Below are 16,213 nucleotides of genomic sequence, written 5' to 3'. Positions count from 1 at the left end.
AATATATGAGTCACCAAAATAAAGAATTCGGAATATCCAGCTGGGCTGTTGATAACCGAGTTACCGTTTACATCTTGACCTTATTAATTGTTATTACAGGTGTTATCGCTTATGTAACAATGCCTCGTGAAGATTTTCCAGAAATCATCGAAAACAAAGTTTACATTTCATCTGTTTTCCCAGGAAATTCAGCCGAAGACGTAGAAAAATTAGTCATCAAACCTTTAGAAAAAGAAATCAAAAACATCAGTGGAGTTGATAAAGTGACTTCAAGTTCATTTCAAGATTATGGAATGATTATCGCTGAGTTTTCAGATGATGTTTCTATCGAAGAAGCTAAAACAAGAATTAAAGATAAAGTTGACAATGCTAAAGCCGATACAGATTGGCCAAGTATGGACAACGGAAGTAAGGTAGAACCAAACGTATTCGAATTAAACATTTCAGAAGAAGTGCCAATTTTGAATATCAACTTACAAGGAAATTACACTACGCAACAGCTAAAAAAGTATGGCGAATTACTTCAAGATGATATTGAAGAAATTGCAGAAGTTAAGAAAGTTGACATTCTTGGAGTAGATGATAAAGAAGTTGAAATTGCAGTTGACATCTTCAAAATGACAGCAGCACAAGTGACTTTTGATGAGATCCAAATGGCTGTCAAAAATGAAAATATGACCCTTTCTGGAGGGAATCTAGTATCTCAAGGTTCTAGAAACAACATTAGAATCATCGGTGAAATTAAAGACCCGAAAGAATTAGAGAACATCATTGTAAAATCTTTTGGTGGAGCAGTTTACTTAAAAGACATTGCTAAAATTTCGTTTAAGGAGAAAGAAAAAACAACTTACGCTCGTGAAAAAGGAAATGAAGTTGTGATGCTAAACGTGAAAAAACGTTCTAATCAAAATATGATTTCTGCCATTGAGCAAGTAAAAGAAAAATTAGAAAACGCTAAAAAATCTTATTTGCCTTCTAACTTAAAACTAACACTTTCTAACGATCAATCCTCAAGAGTTGAACACCAAGTAAGTGAATTATCAAACCACATTATCTTTGGTATTGTACTGGTAATGATTGTATTAATGTTTACAATGGGTTTACGTAACTCGTTATTTGTAGGAGCTGCAATTCCGCTTTCTATGTTAATGGCATTTAGTATTCTTTCTGCCTTTGGATTGACATTAAATACGATGGTCCTTTTTGGATTAGTAATGGGATTAGGAATGTTAGTTGATGATGGTATCGTGGTAGTCGACAACGTATTTGCCAACATGAAAAAAGGAATGGACAGAGTTACCGCTTCCAAAGTTGGTATTGGCGAAATCGCTTGGCCTGTAATCTCATCAACGGCAACCACTTTGATGGCATTTTTACCATTCTTATTATGGCCAGGAACAATGGGTAAATTCATGAAATATTTCCCAATCACATTGACGTTTACCTTATCTGCTTCTTTATTTGTTGCTATGATTGTAAATGCAGCAATGACGGGTGGTTATATGGCTATTGACGACAAAAATGTTTCTAAAAAATCAGCTAAATTATACTCTATTATTTTTACAATTGTAGCTGTAGTTTTTGTTCTTATTGGAAATATTTATGAAATAAAATTTGCAAAAGCAATTGGGCATTTAGCAATAATTTCCTTGGTATTAATGTGGTTGTATAAAATTAAATTATACCAATGGACTCAAGATTTTCAACATGACTTTTTTCCAAGAATGGAAGAGAAGTACAAGAACTTTTTGGCAAAAATACTTACGGGTAGAAAAGCATGGTTGGCTTTAGCAGGAATTATCGGAATGTTATTTTTCTCTTTTATTTTATTGGGAATTTTCCCGAGAAAAGTATTGTTTTTCCCTGACAATATTCCAAATCAAGCTATTGCTTATATTGAATATCCACAAGGTACCTCAATTGAAAAAACAAATAAAGCTACCTTATTTGTAGAGAAACAAGTTATCTCTATTTTGCAGAAATATGTAGATCCTAAAACAAATGAAAATTTCTTAGCAGAATCTATTGTTTCTCAAGTAGGTGTTGGCGCAGGAAATCCAAATGTAGATGCGGGTTCTGCTTCTGAAACGCCATATAAAGGAAAAGTAACTGTTAATTTCTCTGAATTCAAATTCAGACAAGGTATAAATACTGCTGCTATTTTAGAAGAAATTCGAGGAAAAGTAACTGGAATTGCGGGAGCTACCGTTACAGTTGAAAAAGATGCTAATGGTCCTCCAGCAGGTTACCCAATTAGTATTCAATTAACTGGAACTGATTACGATAAAATGCTTACACAAGCTGATGATATGATTAAATTCATTGATTCAAAAAACATTCCTGGAATTGAAAAATTAAGCATTGATGTTAACAAACAAAGTCCAGAGTTAGAAGTAAGTGTTGACCGTGTTAACGCAGGAAGTATGGGCGTTTCAACAGGACAATTAGGTTTCACTTTACGTCGTTCTGTTTATGGTCAGGAAATCTCTACTTATAAAGAAGGAGATGATGATTATAATATTGTGATGCGTATGCAGGATGACCAACGAAAAAATGAAAACATTCTTTTCAATCAATCGTTGACTTTCAGAAATCAAAATAATGGTCAAATTGTTCAAATTCCTGTTTCGGCAATATCTAAAACAGAAAAAACAACAACTTACAACCAAATTAAAAGAAAGAATCACAAACGAATAATGACTATTTATTCGAATGTATTAACTGGATATAATGGGGATGAAATAACTAAACAAATTCAATCGGATTTAAAAAGCTATCAATTACCAAAAGACATTAGTTACTCTTTCTCAGGTGTTCAAGAAGAACAAGGTAAAAATCAAAGTTTCTTGTTGTATGCTTTGTTTTTAGCCATTGCTGGAATCACAATTATTATAGTTTTACAGTTTAATTCGGTTTCAAAAACGATGGTAATTTTATTCACGGTAATTTTGAGTTTTAGTGGTGTTTTCTACGGATATGTAATCGCTGGAATGGATTTCGTAATCTTAATGACCATGATGGGAATTATATCTCTTGCGGGAATTGTAGTGAAAAACGGAATTGTATTGATGGACTTCTTTGTCCTTTTATTAGACAAGAAAGTTGCTGACAAACACCTAGAAAGTCATGATGATTTATCTCTTGAAGAAATAAAAGAAGTAATTATCGAATCTGGTAAATCCCGTTTACGTCCCGTATTACTGACAGCTCTAACAGCGGTTTTAGGATTAATTCCATTAGCAATTGGATTGAACTTTGACTTCTTCTCATTGATTACGGACTTTAATCCACATATCTTCCTTGGAGGAGATAATGTAATGTTCTGGGGACCATTAGCTTGGACTATTATCTTTGGTTTAACTTACGCAACCGTTCTGACTTTAGTAATGGTTCCAGTAATGTTCTATCTAGTTAAGAGAACCAAATACTGGTTGCGCGACAGAAGAAACGCTAAAAAATTAGAGTCTATTTCTGAATAATTACTCTTTATATTTTAGAATAAAAAAACCTGCAAAGAAAATTTTGCAGGTTTTTTTTATCTTGGTGTTTTATAATTCATTATTCATAATTAGTATTAAATTTGCAATCTAAAATTTTAGATTATGTATAGAAGTCATAACTGTGGCGAATTAAACGCCTCACATATTAATACTGAAGTTACACTAGCGGGTTGGGTTCAAAAATCACGCGATAAAGGTTTTATGAATTGGGTCGATTTGCGTGACCGTTATGGAATTACACAATTGATTTTTGACGAAAGTCGTACCAAAAAAAATGTTTTTGAACTAGCTAAAACCTTAGGTCGTGAATTTGTAATACAAGTTAAAGGAACCGTTATTGAGCGTGAAGCCAAAAACAAAAACATCGCAACAGGTGAAATCGAAATTTTAGTTACAGAAATGACTATTTTGAATGCGGCATTAACCCCTCCTTTCACAATAGAAGACGAAACTGATGGCGGAGAAGACATACGTATGAAATACCGTTACCTTGACATCAGAAGAAATCCTGTAAAAAACAGTTTGCTTTTCCGTCATAAAGTAGCCATGGAAGTACGAAAATACCTTTCGGACTTAGATTTTTGTGAAGTTGAAACTCCTTATTTAATTAAATCAACTCCTGAAGGCGCAAGAGATTTTGTTGTTCCTTCCAGAATGAATGAAGGTCAATTTTATGCATTGCCACAATCTCCACAAACCTTCAAACAATTATTGATGGTGGGTGGAATGGATAAATATTTCCAAATTGTAAAATGTTTCCGTGACGAAGATTTACGTGCTGACAGACAACCAGAATTCACACAGATTGATTGTGAAATGGCCTTTGTAGAACAAGAAGATATTTTAAATGTTTTTGAAGGATTGACCAGACACTTACTAAAAGAAATAAAAGGTGTTGAAGTAGATAAATTCCCAAGAATTACCTACGAATATGCTATGAAAACATACGGAAATGACAAACCAGACATTCGTTTCGGAATGGAATTTGGCGAATTAAACGAAGTTGCACAACACAAAGAATTCCCTGTATTTAATGCAGCCGAATTAGTGGTAGGAATTGCTGTTCCTGGAGCAGGAAACTACACTCGTAAAGAAATTGATGCTTTGATTGACTGGGTAAAACGCCCTCAAGTTGGCGCTAGCGGAATGGTTTATGTAAAATGCAATGATGACGGAACTTATAAATCATCCGTAGATAAATTTTACGACCAAGAAGATTTGAAAAAATGGGCTGCCAATACTGGAGCTAAAGCTGGCGATATGATTTTTGTACTTTCTGGTCCTGCCGATAAAACTCGTGGGCAATTAAGCGCTTTGCGTATGGAAGTTGCTACTCGATTAGGGTTAAGAAATCCTGCTGAATTTGCTCCGCTTTGGGTAGTAGATTTCCCATTATTAGAATTGGATGAAGAATCTGGAAGATGGCACGCAATGCACCATCCATTTACATCACCAAAACCAGAAGACATGGAATTATTAGCTACAAATCCAGGTAAAGTTCGTGCAAATGCTTATGATATGGTTTTGAACGGAAATGAAATAGGTGGAGGTTCTATTCGTATTCACGATAAAACAACACAACAATTAATGTTCAAATATTTAGGTTTTACCGAAGAAGAAGCCAAAGCACAATTTGGATTCCTTATGGATGCTTTTCAGTTCGGAGCACCGCCACACGGAGGACTTGCTTTTGGACTAGACAGATTAGTTGCTATTTTAGGAGGACAAGAAACAATCCGTGATTTTATTGCCTTCCCAAAAAATAATTCTGGTCGAGATGTAATGATAGACGCGCCATCAATAATTGATGATTCACAACTAAATGAACTACACATTAAATTAGATTTAAAGTAGTTTACCGATTTTAATTGCTGGAAAACGTTGAATATCAATATTTTTACAAAATAAAAATAGAAGAACGTCTTTCGTATTATATTAAATATTACATTTGCCTCATTATAAATTATTATTACTATTACAATGCGTACAGGTACAGTTAAATTTTTCAATGAATCTAAAGGTTACGGATTCATTACAGACGAAGAAACAGGAAAAGACATTTTTGTTCATGCATCAGGAATCAACGCAGAAGAATTGCGTGAAGGTGACAGAGTTAGCTATGAAGAAGAAGAAGGAAGAAAAGGGAAAGTTGCTGCGAAAGTAGCAGTTATCTAAGTTTAAAAAAATATTTTTAAGCTACGAATGTTTAAAACGTTTCGATTTATTTCGAAACGTTTTTTTTTGGTCTTTATTGAAATAAAGCTTCCCGAAAATAAAATTATTTATAATTAATAAAAATAAATGTTAATTTCTAATTTTAAGTAAACTAAATTCAATATTAAACTTGTGTTTTAATTACTTGAAAGCTATCTTTGTTGCTTATTTTTACGCAAAACAACATTACATTATGCAATCTGATCAATTAAATTATATTCCAATTTTAATGCAGTTAATTCTAGCAGTAGGATTTGTTGCAGGAACAATCTTTGTTTCAGGGAAATTAGGCCCAAAAAGAACCTCAGAAAGTAAAGATAAAAATTTCGAATGTGGGATAGAATCTGTTGGAAACGCACGTATTCCTTTTTCAGTAAAATACTTTCTTGTAGCTATTCTTTTTGTCTTATTTGATGTCGAGGTTATCTTTTTATACCCTTGGGCTATAAATTTCAAAGAATTAGGAATGGAAGGAATGGTGAAAATGGTAATTTTCATGCTTTTACTTTTAGTAGGATTCTTTTACATCATCAAAAAGAAAGCTTTAGAGTGGGAATAAAAATTATTTAAATGGTGAATTTTAATTTTTAAAGTTCAAGATTTATAATTCAAAATAATAAAAAATGAGTAATTCAAATATAAATATGGTTGCCCCTCCAGAAGGTGTTGTTGGCGAAGGTTTCTTCGCAACAAAACTGAATGATGTAGTAGGTTTGGCTCGTGCTAATTCACTTTGGCCTTTGCCTTTTGCTACTTCATGTTGTGGAATTGAATTTATGGCAACAATGGCGTCACATTATGACTTAGCCAGATTTGGATCTGAGCGTGTTAGTTTTTCTCCACGTCAAGCAGATATGTTGATGGTAATGGGAACTATTTCTAAAAAAATGGCTCCAATTTTACGTCAAGTATATGAGCAAATGTCAGAACCTCGTTGGGTTATTGCTGTTGGTGCTTGTGCATCATCAGGTGGAATTTTTGACACCTACTCCGTTTTGCAAGGAATTGACAAAGTAATCCCTGTGGATGTTTATGTTCCAGGTTGTCCTCCAAGACCAGAACAAATTGTTGATGGAGTTATGAAATTACAAGAAATCGTTAAAAACGAATCGGTTAGAAGAAGAAGCTCTCCGGAATATCAAGAATTATTGGCTTCTTATAATATCAAATAACAAGATGGCTTTAGAAACAATCGAAATTCAAGATAAACTAGTTGAAACATTTGGTTCAGCTGTTTTTCAATTCAATCAAGATGCTGATATATTTTCATTTGAAGTAGATGCTGATAAAATTACAGCTATTATTCTTTTCTTGAAAAATGATCCTACACTACGTTTTAACTTTCTAACTGACCTGTGCGGAATTCACTATCCAGATAATGAGCAAGAAAGACAATTTGCAGTAGTTTACCACATGCATAATTGGTATGAAAACAAACGAATCAAAATAAAAGCCTTTATTAATGGTGAAAAACCAGAAATAAAAACGATATCTAATATTTTCTTAAGTTCAAACTGGATGGAAAGAGAAACCTATGATTTCTTCGGAATCAATTTCATAGGACATCCACAGTTAAAACGAATTTTGAATATGGATGAAATGGTTTCTTTTCCAATGCGAAAAGAATTTCCGATGGAAGATAGTGGAAGAACGGATAAAGACGACCGTTTCTTTGGAAGAACACCTTCAAATTGCTAAAAACACAATATATAATTTTTCACATTCAATAAATGTCAGAACTATTATTACCACCAGAGCATCGATATGCTAAAATAATTAAAGAGCGACACAATGAAGATGGAAGCGAGCTTTCTATTCTGAATTTAGGTCCTACGCATCCAGCTACACATGGTATTTTTCAAAATATCTTATTGATGGATGGAGAAAAAATTCTTGAAGCAGAACCAACAATTGGTTATATTCATAGAGCTTTCGAAAAAATTGCTGAGAATCGTCCTTTCTACCAAATTACTCCTCTTACAGACCGAATGAACTATTGCTCCTCTCCTATCAACAATATGGGATGGTGGATGACTTTAGAAAAACTATTAGGTGTTGAAGTTCCAAAAAGAGCTCAATATTTGAGAGTTATCGTAATGGAATTGGCTAGAATAACGGATCACTTGATTTGTAATTCAATCCTTGGAGTTGATACTGGAGCCTATACAGGATTTTTATATGTGTTCCAATTCAGAGAAAAAGTATACGAAATTTACGAAGAGATTTGTGGAGCTCGTTTGACAACAAATATGGGAAGAATTGGCGGTTTCGAAAGAGACTGGTCCCCAGAAGCTTTCCGCAAATTAGATGTGTTTTTGGAAGAATTTCCAGTTGCATGGAAAGAATTTGAAAACCTTTTTGAAAGAAACAGAATTTTCATTGACAGAACCGTTAACGTAGGTGCTATTTCAGCTGAACAAGCTATGGCTTATGGATTCACAGGGCCAAATCTTCGTGCTGCGGGTGTTGATTACGATGTTCGTGTAGCACAACCTTACAGTTCTTATGAAGATTTCGACTTCATTGTTCCTGTTGGAAAATCAGGAGATACATACGATCGTTTCTGTGTTCGTAATGCAGAAGTTTGGGAAAGTATCAGTATAATCAAACAAGCCTTGGCTAAAATGCCGGAAGGAAATGAATATCATGCAGAAGTACCTGAATATTATCTTCCTCCAAAAGAAGATGTATACCACGACATGGAATCATTGATTTATCATTTCAAAATTGTAATGGGTGAAATCCCTGTTCCAGTTGCTGAAGTATATCATGCTGTTGAAGGTGGAAATGGAGAGTTAGGATTTTATTTGGTAACCGATGGAAGTCGTACTCCTTATAGATTGCATTTCCGAAGACCTTGTTTTATTTATTACCAAGCATATCCAGAAATGATTAAAGGAGCTTTACTTTCGGATGCAATTGTTATTTTGTCAAGTTTAAATGTTATTGCCGGAGAATTAGACGCTTAAAAAAATTATAAATGATGAATTTTAAATTCCAAATGACCAACAAGAACATTTAAAATTTAGAATTCAAAATTTAAAATAATAAAAAATGGAACGTACCTATCACAAACAAGAAATAAATATGACCGAAGCATTGATGACTCGCATCAATGAATTAATCAGTCATTATCCTGAAGATAAAAGAAAATCGGCTTTATTACCTGTTTTACATGAAGTTCAAGATGCTCACGACAACTGGTTAAGCATCGAATTAATGAACAAAGTAGCCGAAATTTTACTTATTAAGCCAATTGAAGTATATGAAGTAGTTTCTTTCTACACTATGTTCAATCAAAAACCTGTTGGGAAATACATGTTTGAGTTCTGTCAAACTTCTCCTTGCTGTTTGAACGGAGCAGAAAACCTGATGGACTATACTTGTGAGAAACTAGGTGTAAATTTAGGCGAAACAACCGAAGATGGAAACTTTACCGTAGTTGGTGTAGAATGTTTAGGCGCTTGTGGTTATGCTCCAATGATGCAATTGGGCGATTTTTACAAAGAACATTTAAACGTAGAGAAAATCGATCAGTTAATCGACGATTGCAAAAACAATAAAATAATATTACACGATAAATAATATGTCACAAAAAATATTATTAGATAAAATAAATATCCCAGGTATCAAAACCTACGAAGTGTATCGCGCTAATGGCGGTTATGCTTCTGTAGAAAAAGCATTAAAAACATTAACTCCAGACGAAGTTGTTGAAGAAGTAAAAACTTCAGGATTACGTGGACGTGGTGGTGCTGGTTTTCCTGCCGGAATGAAATGGAGTTTTATTGATAAAAAATCAGGAAAACCAAGACATTTAGTTTGTAATGCAGACGAATCTGAGCCGGGAACATTCAAAGATCGTTATTTGATGGAATTCATTCCTCATTTATTGATTGAAGGAATGATTACATCTAGTTATGCATTAGGCGCAAACCGCTCGTATATCTACATTCGTGGAGAATACATGTGGGTTTACAAAATATTAGAAAGAGCCATTGCCGAAGCTAAAGCTGCAGGATTTTTAGGTAAAAATATATTAGGTTCAGGTTTCGACTTAGAACTTCATGTTCATTGTGGAGCCGGAGCTTACATTTGTGGTGAAGAAACTGCATTAATTGAATCATTGGAAGGAAAACGTGGAAATCCACGCATCAAACCACCATTCCCTGCGGTTTCTGGTCTTTGGGCTAATCCAACGGTTGTAAATAATGTTGAAACTATAGCTGCTGTGCCATGGATTGTAAACAATTCTGGTGCTGATTATGCTAAAATTGGGGTTGGACGCTCGACTGGAACCAAATTAATCTCTGCTTCAGGGCATATCAAAAACCCTGGTGTTTATGAAATCGAATTGGGATTAAGCGTATACGAATTCATGAATTCTGATGAATATTTAGGAGGAATGAGTTCTGATAGACCTTTGAAAGCATTTGTACCTGGAGGAAGTTCAGTACCTGTTCTACCTGCTAATTTAATCTATAAAACAGCTGCTGGAGAAGATCGATTGATGACGTATGAATCTTTAAGCGACGGAGGTTTTGCAACTGGTTCGATGTTAGGTTCTGGTGGATTCATTGTATATAATGATACTGCCTGTATTGTTAGAAATACTTGGAATTTTTCTCGTTTTTATCACCACGAAAGTTGTGGACAATGTACTCCATGTCGTGAAGGTACAGGTTGGTTAGAAAAAGTATTACACCGAATCGAAAATGGTCACGGTCGTGAAGAAGATATTGAATTGTTATTAAGCATTCAAAGTAAAATTGAAGGAAATACAATTTGTCCTCTAGGAGATGCTGCTTCTTGGCCTGTTGCCGCAGCAATTCGTCACTTTAGAGAGGAGTTTGAATACCACATCCGTTTCCCTGAAAAAATAAAACACAGAGACCATTTTGTGGATGAGCCTTTTGAAAAAGTAAAGCATTTATTAGCAAAACAAACAGTATAGTTAAAATTTAAAAATTTAGAATTTAAAATTCTGATTTTAGACAATAAGACCTAAAAAAATGAAAGTAACAATAGACGGTCAGTCAATAGAAGTAGAACCAGGAACAACCATCCTGCAAGCAGCACGTATGATAGGTGGTGATGTAGTTCCGCCAGCAATGTGCTATTATTCTAAGCTAAAAGGTAGCGGTGGTAAATGCCGTTGTTGTTTAGTAGAAGTTTCTAAAGGAAGTGAGGCTGATCCAAGACCAATGCCAAAATTAATGGCTTCTTGTGTGACAGGCTGTATGGACGGAATGGAAGTAAATAGCAAATCTTCTGAAAGAGTAACCGAAGCCAGAAAGTCAGTAACAGAATTTTTATTAATCAATCACCCTTTGGATTGCCCAGTTTGCGATCAAGCGGGAGAATGTGATTTACAAAACTTGAGCTTTGAGCACGGAAAATCTCAAAGCCGCTATATTGAAGAAAAAAGAACATTTGAACCAGAAAATATTGGTCCAAATATTCAACTACATATGAATCGTTGCATATTATGTCAAAGATGTGTTCAAGTAGCAGATCAATTGACAGATAATAGAGTACATGGAGTAATGGATCGTGGAGATCACGCTAACATTTCAACTTGTATTTCTAAAGCAATTGACAATGAATTTTCAGGAAATATGATTGACGTATGTCCTGTAGGTGCTTTGACTGACAAAACATTCCGATTCAAATCAAGAGTTTGGTTCAGCAAACCTTACAATGCTCACAGAGATTGCCCTACATGTTCAGGAAAAACTACGGTTTGGATGTTTGGTGACGAAATACAACGTGTAACTGGTCGTAAAGATGAGTACCATGAAGTAGAAGAATTCATCTGTAACGGATGTCGTTTTGATCATAAAGATGCTAACGATTGGACTATTGAAGGACCAAGAGCTTTTGAAAAAGATTCTGTTATCAATCAAAACAAATATAACCATAAATTAGAAAAAGTGGTTATTGAAACGGAGAAAAACATTCTTTTGGGTAGAGAGGAAGATCGTAAAAAAATTAGTATGGCTGAAATTCCATTGAATCCTAACGACCAAATTTGTTAAAAAATGGATAGTACCTTTATTATAGAAAAAAGCGTTGTTATAGTTGTAGTATTTGCCGTTACAATGATTATGGCTATGTATTCAACATGGGCAGAACGTAAAGTAGCTGCTTTTTTGCAAGATCGTGTTGGTCCTAATCGTGCTGGTTTTGGTGGATTATTACAACCGCTTGCAGATGGTTTAAAATTATTTTCGAAAGAAGAGTTTGAGCCAAATACTCCTAATAGATTTTTGTTTTTTGTTGGACCTGCAATAGCGATGAGTACTGCTTTAATGACAAGTGCCGTTATTCCTTGGGGAGACAAATTACATATTTTTGGCAGAGACGTTTTACTTCAAGCTACTGATTTAAATATTGGATTATTATATTTCTTCGGAGTTGTATCTGTTGGTGTTTACGGAATCATGATTGGAGGATGGGCATCTAACAACAAGTTCTCTTTGATGGGAGCTGTTCGTGCGGCATCACAAATGGTCTCTTATGAAGTTGCAATGGGATTATCAATGATTGCTTTGTTGATGATGACAGGAACTTTGAGTTTAAGAGAGATTTCAGCACAACAAGCTGGAATGAACTGGAATGTATTTTATCAGCCGTTATCGTTTTTAATATTTTTAATTTGTGCTTTTGCTGAAACTAACAGAACACCATTTGATTTAGCAGAATGCGAAAGTGAATTAATTGGAGGATATCACACGGAATATTCTTCTATGAAAATGGGATTTTATTTGTTTGCTGAATATGCAAATATGTTCATTTCTTCTACAATTTTATCTATTTTGTTCTTTGGAGGATATAATTATCCTGGAATGAGTTGGGTTGTTGAAAACGTTGGGGTGAATATTGGAAATATCATTGGAATTATTGTTTTATTTGCAAAAATTTGTGGATTCATCTTTTTCTACATGTGGATTAGATGGACGATTCCAAGATTTAGATACGATCAATTGATGCATTTGGGTTGGAGAATATTAATTCCACTTTCTATCATCAATATCATGATTACAGGAATTGTAATTTTAAGAAGCGATATCGCTGCTTATTTAGGATTCTAATTAAAAAGGAAAAGCCCTAGCCCTGATAGCAGCGGCATCCTTTTATTTTTGATACTGAGCTTGTCAAAGCGATGTATAAAAATAAAAGATATAGCGAATAGCAGGATTAGCTACTAATAAAAAATAAGAAATGTCAATAGAAACAATATCCTTATCGGGAAGAAAAAAAGTGGTCTCTAATAAAGAGATGACTTTTTTGGAAAGAATGTATCTTATAGCAATTGTTAAAGGTTTGTTCATTACGATTAAGCACTTTTTCAAGAAGAAAGCGACTATTCAATACCCTGAACAAGTTCGTGCTATGAGCCCAATTTACCGTGGTCAGCACATGTTAAAACGCGACGAGCAAGGACGCGAAAATTGTACTGCTTGTGGATTATGCGCTTTATCTTGTCCAGCTGAGGCTATCACGATGAAAGCTGCTGAACGTAGAGCTGACGAAAAGCACTTGTACAGAGAAGAAAAATACGCTGAGATATATGAAATCAATATGTTGCGTTGTATTTTTTGCGGACTGTGTGAAGAAGCTTGTCCTAAAGATGCTATTTATTTAACGACTTCAAAAGTATTAGTTCCTTCAAGTTCAAATAGAGAAGATTTTATTTTTGGAAAAGATAAATTGGTCATGCCTTTAGAAATGGCAATAAAAAATGCTCAACTTAAAAACGCTAACTAATGTCAATATTACTTATACTATTTTGCGTATTATCCGCAATAACATTATCAACAGCATTCTTGACCGTTTTTAGTCGAAACCCAATTCATAGTGCTATTTATTTAGTGATTTGTTTCTTTTCAATTGCGGGTCATTATTTATTATTGAACGCACAGTTTCTAGCTATTGTTCACGTAATCGTATATTCAGGAGCAATTATGATTTTGTTCTTATTTACTATCATGTTAATGAACTTGAATAAAGAAAATGAAGTACATAAACCTAGAATTACACGATTAGGCGCTATAGTTTCATTTTGTTTAGTTTGTTTAGTTTTGATTGCTATTTTCATCAATTCTAAACCTATTGTTGGTGAATATATTGCTACTGGAGAGGATTACCAATCCATAAAAGTATTAGGAAGAATCTTGTTGAACGAATATATGGTTCCTTTTGAATTTGCTTCTATCTTGCTTTTGGTTGCAATGATTGGTACTGTTCTATTGTCTAAAAAAGAAAAATTGCAGAAATAATATGGATAATATTTTAAATCAAATTGGTATAGAAAATTATATATTCCTGAGTGTAATACTTTTTTGTATTGGAATCTTTGGAGTATTATACAGACGAAATGCCATTATCGTTTTCATGTCAATTGAGATTATGTTGAATGCGGTGAACTTATTGTTTGTGGCTTTTTCAACTTATCATCAAGATGCGCAAGGACAGGTTTTCGTATTTTTCTCGATGGCTGTTGCCGCTGCCGAAGTTGCTGTTGGACTAGCAATTTTAGTATCAATATTCAGAAATTCAGGTTCAATTAGTATTGACACATTAAAAAACTTAAAAGGATAAATGGAAATGAATACCAATATAGCTTTAGTTTTAGTTCTTGCTCCTTTTTTAGGATTTTTAATCAATGTTTTCTTTGGAAAAAACTTAGGAAAAACAGTTTCTGGAATTATCGGAACACTTAGTGTTGTGGTTTCTTTTATTGCAACAGTTACTTTCTTTACCGGAATTTCATCTCATCCAGAAGGAATTCAAATTTCTTTATTTGACTGGATTCAAATTAGTAATTTCAAATTAGATTTTGGTTTCCTATTAGATCAACTTTCTATTTTATGGTTGCTTTTTGTAACAGGAATCGGATCATTGATTCACTTATACTCTATTAGTTACATGCACGATGATGAAAATATGCATAAGTTCTTTGCGTATTTAAATCTGTTTGTATTCTTCATGATTACCTTAGTTGTTGGTAGTAACTTATTAGTAATGTTTATCGGTTGGGAAGGCGTTGGTCTTTGCTCCTACTTACTAATCGGTTTTTGGCATAAAAACCAAGAGTTTAATGATGCTGCTAAAAAAGCATTCATCATGAACCGTATTGGAGATTTAGGATTGTTAATCGGAATATTTATTCTTGGCCATCTGTTTTCAACTTTAGATTATGCTACCTTAAAAACTACAATTGCTAGCACTACAAATCTTGATACCTACTGGTTGTCTGCTGCTGCATTTGCTTTATTTATAGGTGCTTGTGGTAAATCAGCACAAATACCATTATACACTTGGCTTCCTGATGCGATGGCTGGACCTACTCCGGTTTCGGCATTGATTCACGCTGCTACAATGGTTACTGCTGGTATTTTTATGATTACACGTTTGAACTTTTTGTTTGATTTAACACCAGATGTTCAAAATATAATTGCAATAGTTGGAGCTATAACTGCTTTAGTTGCTGCAACTATTGGATTAGTTCAAAACGATATCAAAAAAGTATTGGCTTATTCTACAGTATCTCAATTAGGATTAATGTTTTTAGCCTTGGGATTAGGCGCTTATGAAGTAGCTGTTTTCCACGTAATCACACATGCATTTTTCAAAGCTTGTTTGTTCTTAGGTTCTGGTTCAGTAATCCATGCATTACACGGCGAACAAGATATGCGTAAAATGGGCGGATTGAAAAAAGCAATGCCTATCACATTTATTACAATGTTAATTTCATCATTAGCAATATCTGGAGTTCCTGTATTTTCTGGATTTTTCTCTAAAGATGAAATCTTATTAGTAGCTTTTGAACATAATATTCCTCTTTGGGTTATTGCTTCTGTTGCTTCTATTATGACAGCTTTCTATATGTTCAGACTATTGTTTTTGACATTCTTTCAAGAATTCAGAGGTACAGAAGAGCAAAAACACCATTTACACGAAAGTCCAGCTTTGATTACTTTTCCATTAATTGTTTTGGCTATACTTGCTACCGTTGGAGGTTTGATTAGCTTACCAGGACACAGTTGGTTGAATGAATATTTGATTCCTATTTTACCTAAACTAGCTAACGAAGCACATCATTTAGGGGCGACTGAGTACCTCTTAATGGGTGTTGCGGTAATAGGAGGTTTAATTGGAATTGGAGTTGCTTATGCTAAATACATCAAGCAAAATGCCTTACCAAATGAAGATGCAGAAATTACTGGATTTGCAAAAGTGCTATACAATAAATATTATGTAGATGAAATCTATAACTATTTGTTCGTTAAATCTATAAAAGGTCTTTCTCGTTTCTTCAGAGATGAAGTGGAAACAACCTTATCGTCACTAGTTTTCGGATTAGGAAAAGTAACAAACGAAATCAGTTTTCAAGGTAAAAAAATACAAAACGGAAGTGTTGGATTATACCTTTTTGCATTTGTTTTAGGGCTTTGTGCCATAATTTCCTATTTATTTTTAGCTCAATAATTTTA

The 16,213-nt window shown here is 34.0% G+C and carries 15 protein-coding genes; all 15 read left to right on the top strand.

Annotated features, from left to right (window positions below; genetic code table 11):
* Positions 1-5: 5 nt before the first annotated feature.
* A complete protein-coding gene (locus C8C88_RS06910; RefSeq protein WP_121337407.1) occupies positions 6-3,479 on the top strand; it encodes an efflux RND transporter permease subunit in 3,474 nt (1,157 codons plus the stop codon).
* Positions 3,480-3,602: 123 nt separating this feature from the next.
* Positions 3,603-5,354, top strand: coding sequence for an aspartate--tRNA ligase (gene aspS / locus C8C88_RS06905; protein WP_121337406.1), 1,752 nt, complete (start codon positions 3,603-3,605; stop codon positions 5,352-5,354).
* Between the two features lie 126 nt (positions 5,355-5,480).
* On the top strand, positions 5,481-5,675 hold the full coding sequence (locus C8C88_RS06900; protein ID WP_007137066.1) for a cold-shock protein: 195 nt from the start codon (positions 5,481-5,483) through the stop codon (positions 5,673-5,675).
* A gap of 232 nt (positions 5,676-5,907) precedes the next feature.
* Positions 5,908-6,273, top strand: coding sequence for an NADH-quinone oxidoreductase subunit A (locus tag C8C88_RS06895; RefSeq protein ID WP_121338597.1), 366 nt, complete (start codon positions 5,908-5,910; stop codon positions 6,271-6,273).
* Positions 6,274-6,337: 64 nt separating this feature from the next.
* On the top strand, positions 6,338-6,886 hold the full coding sequence (locus tag C8C88_RS06890) for an NADH-quinone oxidoreductase subunit B (protein ID WP_121337405.1): 549 nt from the start codon (positions 6,338-6,340) through the stop codon (positions 6,884-6,886).
* 4 nt (positions 6,887-6,890) lie between these two features.
* Complete coding sequence (locus C8C88_RS06885) at positions 6,891-7,412, top strand: NADH-quinone oxidoreductase subunit C (RefSeq protein ID WP_121337404.1); 522 nt, start codon at positions 6,891-6,893, stop codon at positions 7,410-7,412.
* A 32-nt stretch (positions 7,413-7,444) separates the two neighbouring features.
* Complete coding sequence (locus C8C88_RS06880) at positions 7,445-8,683, top strand: NADH-quinone oxidoreductase subunit D (protein WP_121337403.1); 1,239 nt, start codon at positions 7,445-7,447, stop codon at positions 8,681-8,683.
* 85 nt (positions 8,684-8,768) lie between these two features.
* Complete coding sequence (gene nuoE, locus C8C88_RS06875; protein ID WP_121337402.1) at positions 8,769-9,299, top strand: NAD(P)H-dependent oxidoreductase subunit E; 531 nt, start codon at positions 8,769-8,771, stop codon at positions 9,297-9,299.
* 1 nt (position 9,300) lies between these two features.
* Positions 9,301-10,668: an NADH-quinone oxidoreductase subunit NuoF gene (gene nuoF / locus C8C88_RS06870; RefSeq protein WP_121337401.1), complete on the top strand. Its 1,368-nt coding sequence runs from the start codon at positions 9,301-9,303 to the stop codon at positions 10,666-10,668.
* A 58-nt stretch (positions 10,669-10,726) separates the two neighbouring features.
* A complete protein-coding gene (locus C8C88_RS06865; protein WP_121337400.1) occupies positions 10,727-11,752 on the top strand; it encodes a 2Fe-2S iron-sulfur cluster-binding protein in 1,026 nt (341 codons plus the stop codon).
* A 3-nt stretch (positions 11,753-11,755) separates the two neighbouring features.
* On the top strand, positions 11,756-12,808 hold the full coding sequence (nuoH, locus tag C8C88_RS06860; protein WP_121337399.1) for an NADH-quinone oxidoreductase subunit NuoH: 1,053 nt from the start codon (positions 11,756-11,758) through the stop codon (positions 12,806-12,808).
* A 130-nt stretch (positions 12,809-12,938) separates the two neighbouring features.
* Positions 12,939-13,484 (top strand): NADH-quinone oxidoreductase subunit I, encoded by a 546-nt coding sequence (locus tag C8C88_RS06855; RefSeq protein ID WP_121337398.1) that lies wholly within the window; start codon positions 12,939-12,941, stop codon positions 13,482-13,484.
* Positions 13,484-13,996, top strand: coding sequence for an NADH-quinone oxidoreductase subunit J (locus tag C8C88_RS06850; protein ID WP_121337397.1), 513 nt, complete (start codon positions 13,484-13,486; stop codon positions 13,994-13,996). Before C8C88_RS06855 ends, C8C88_RS06850 begins: the two co-directional genes overlap by 1 nt.
* A gap of 1 nt (position 13,997) precedes the next feature.
* Positions 13,998-14,318: an NADH-quinone oxidoreductase subunit NuoK gene (nuoK, locus tag C8C88_RS06845; RefSeq protein WP_121337396.1), complete on the top strand. Its 321-nt coding sequence runs from the start codon at positions 13,998-14,000 to the stop codon at positions 14,316-14,318.
* A 6-nt stretch (positions 14,319-14,324) separates the two neighbouring features.
* Positions 14,325-16,208 (top strand): NADH-quinone oxidoreductase subunit L, encoded by a 1,884-nt coding sequence (gene nuoL / locus C8C88_RS06840; RefSeq protein WP_121338596.1) that lies wholly within the window; start codon positions 14,325-14,327, stop codon positions 16,206-16,208.
* Positions 16,209-16,213: the final 5 nt, after the last annotated feature.

The sequence above is a fragment of the Flavobacterium sp. 123 genome, from assembly GCF_003634825.1.
In the GTDB taxonomy this organism is placed as follows: Bacteria; Bacteroidota; Bacteroidia; order Flavobacteriales; family Flavobacteriaceae; genus Flavobacterium.
This window is presented reverse-complemented; position numbering and strand designations above follow the sequence as displayed.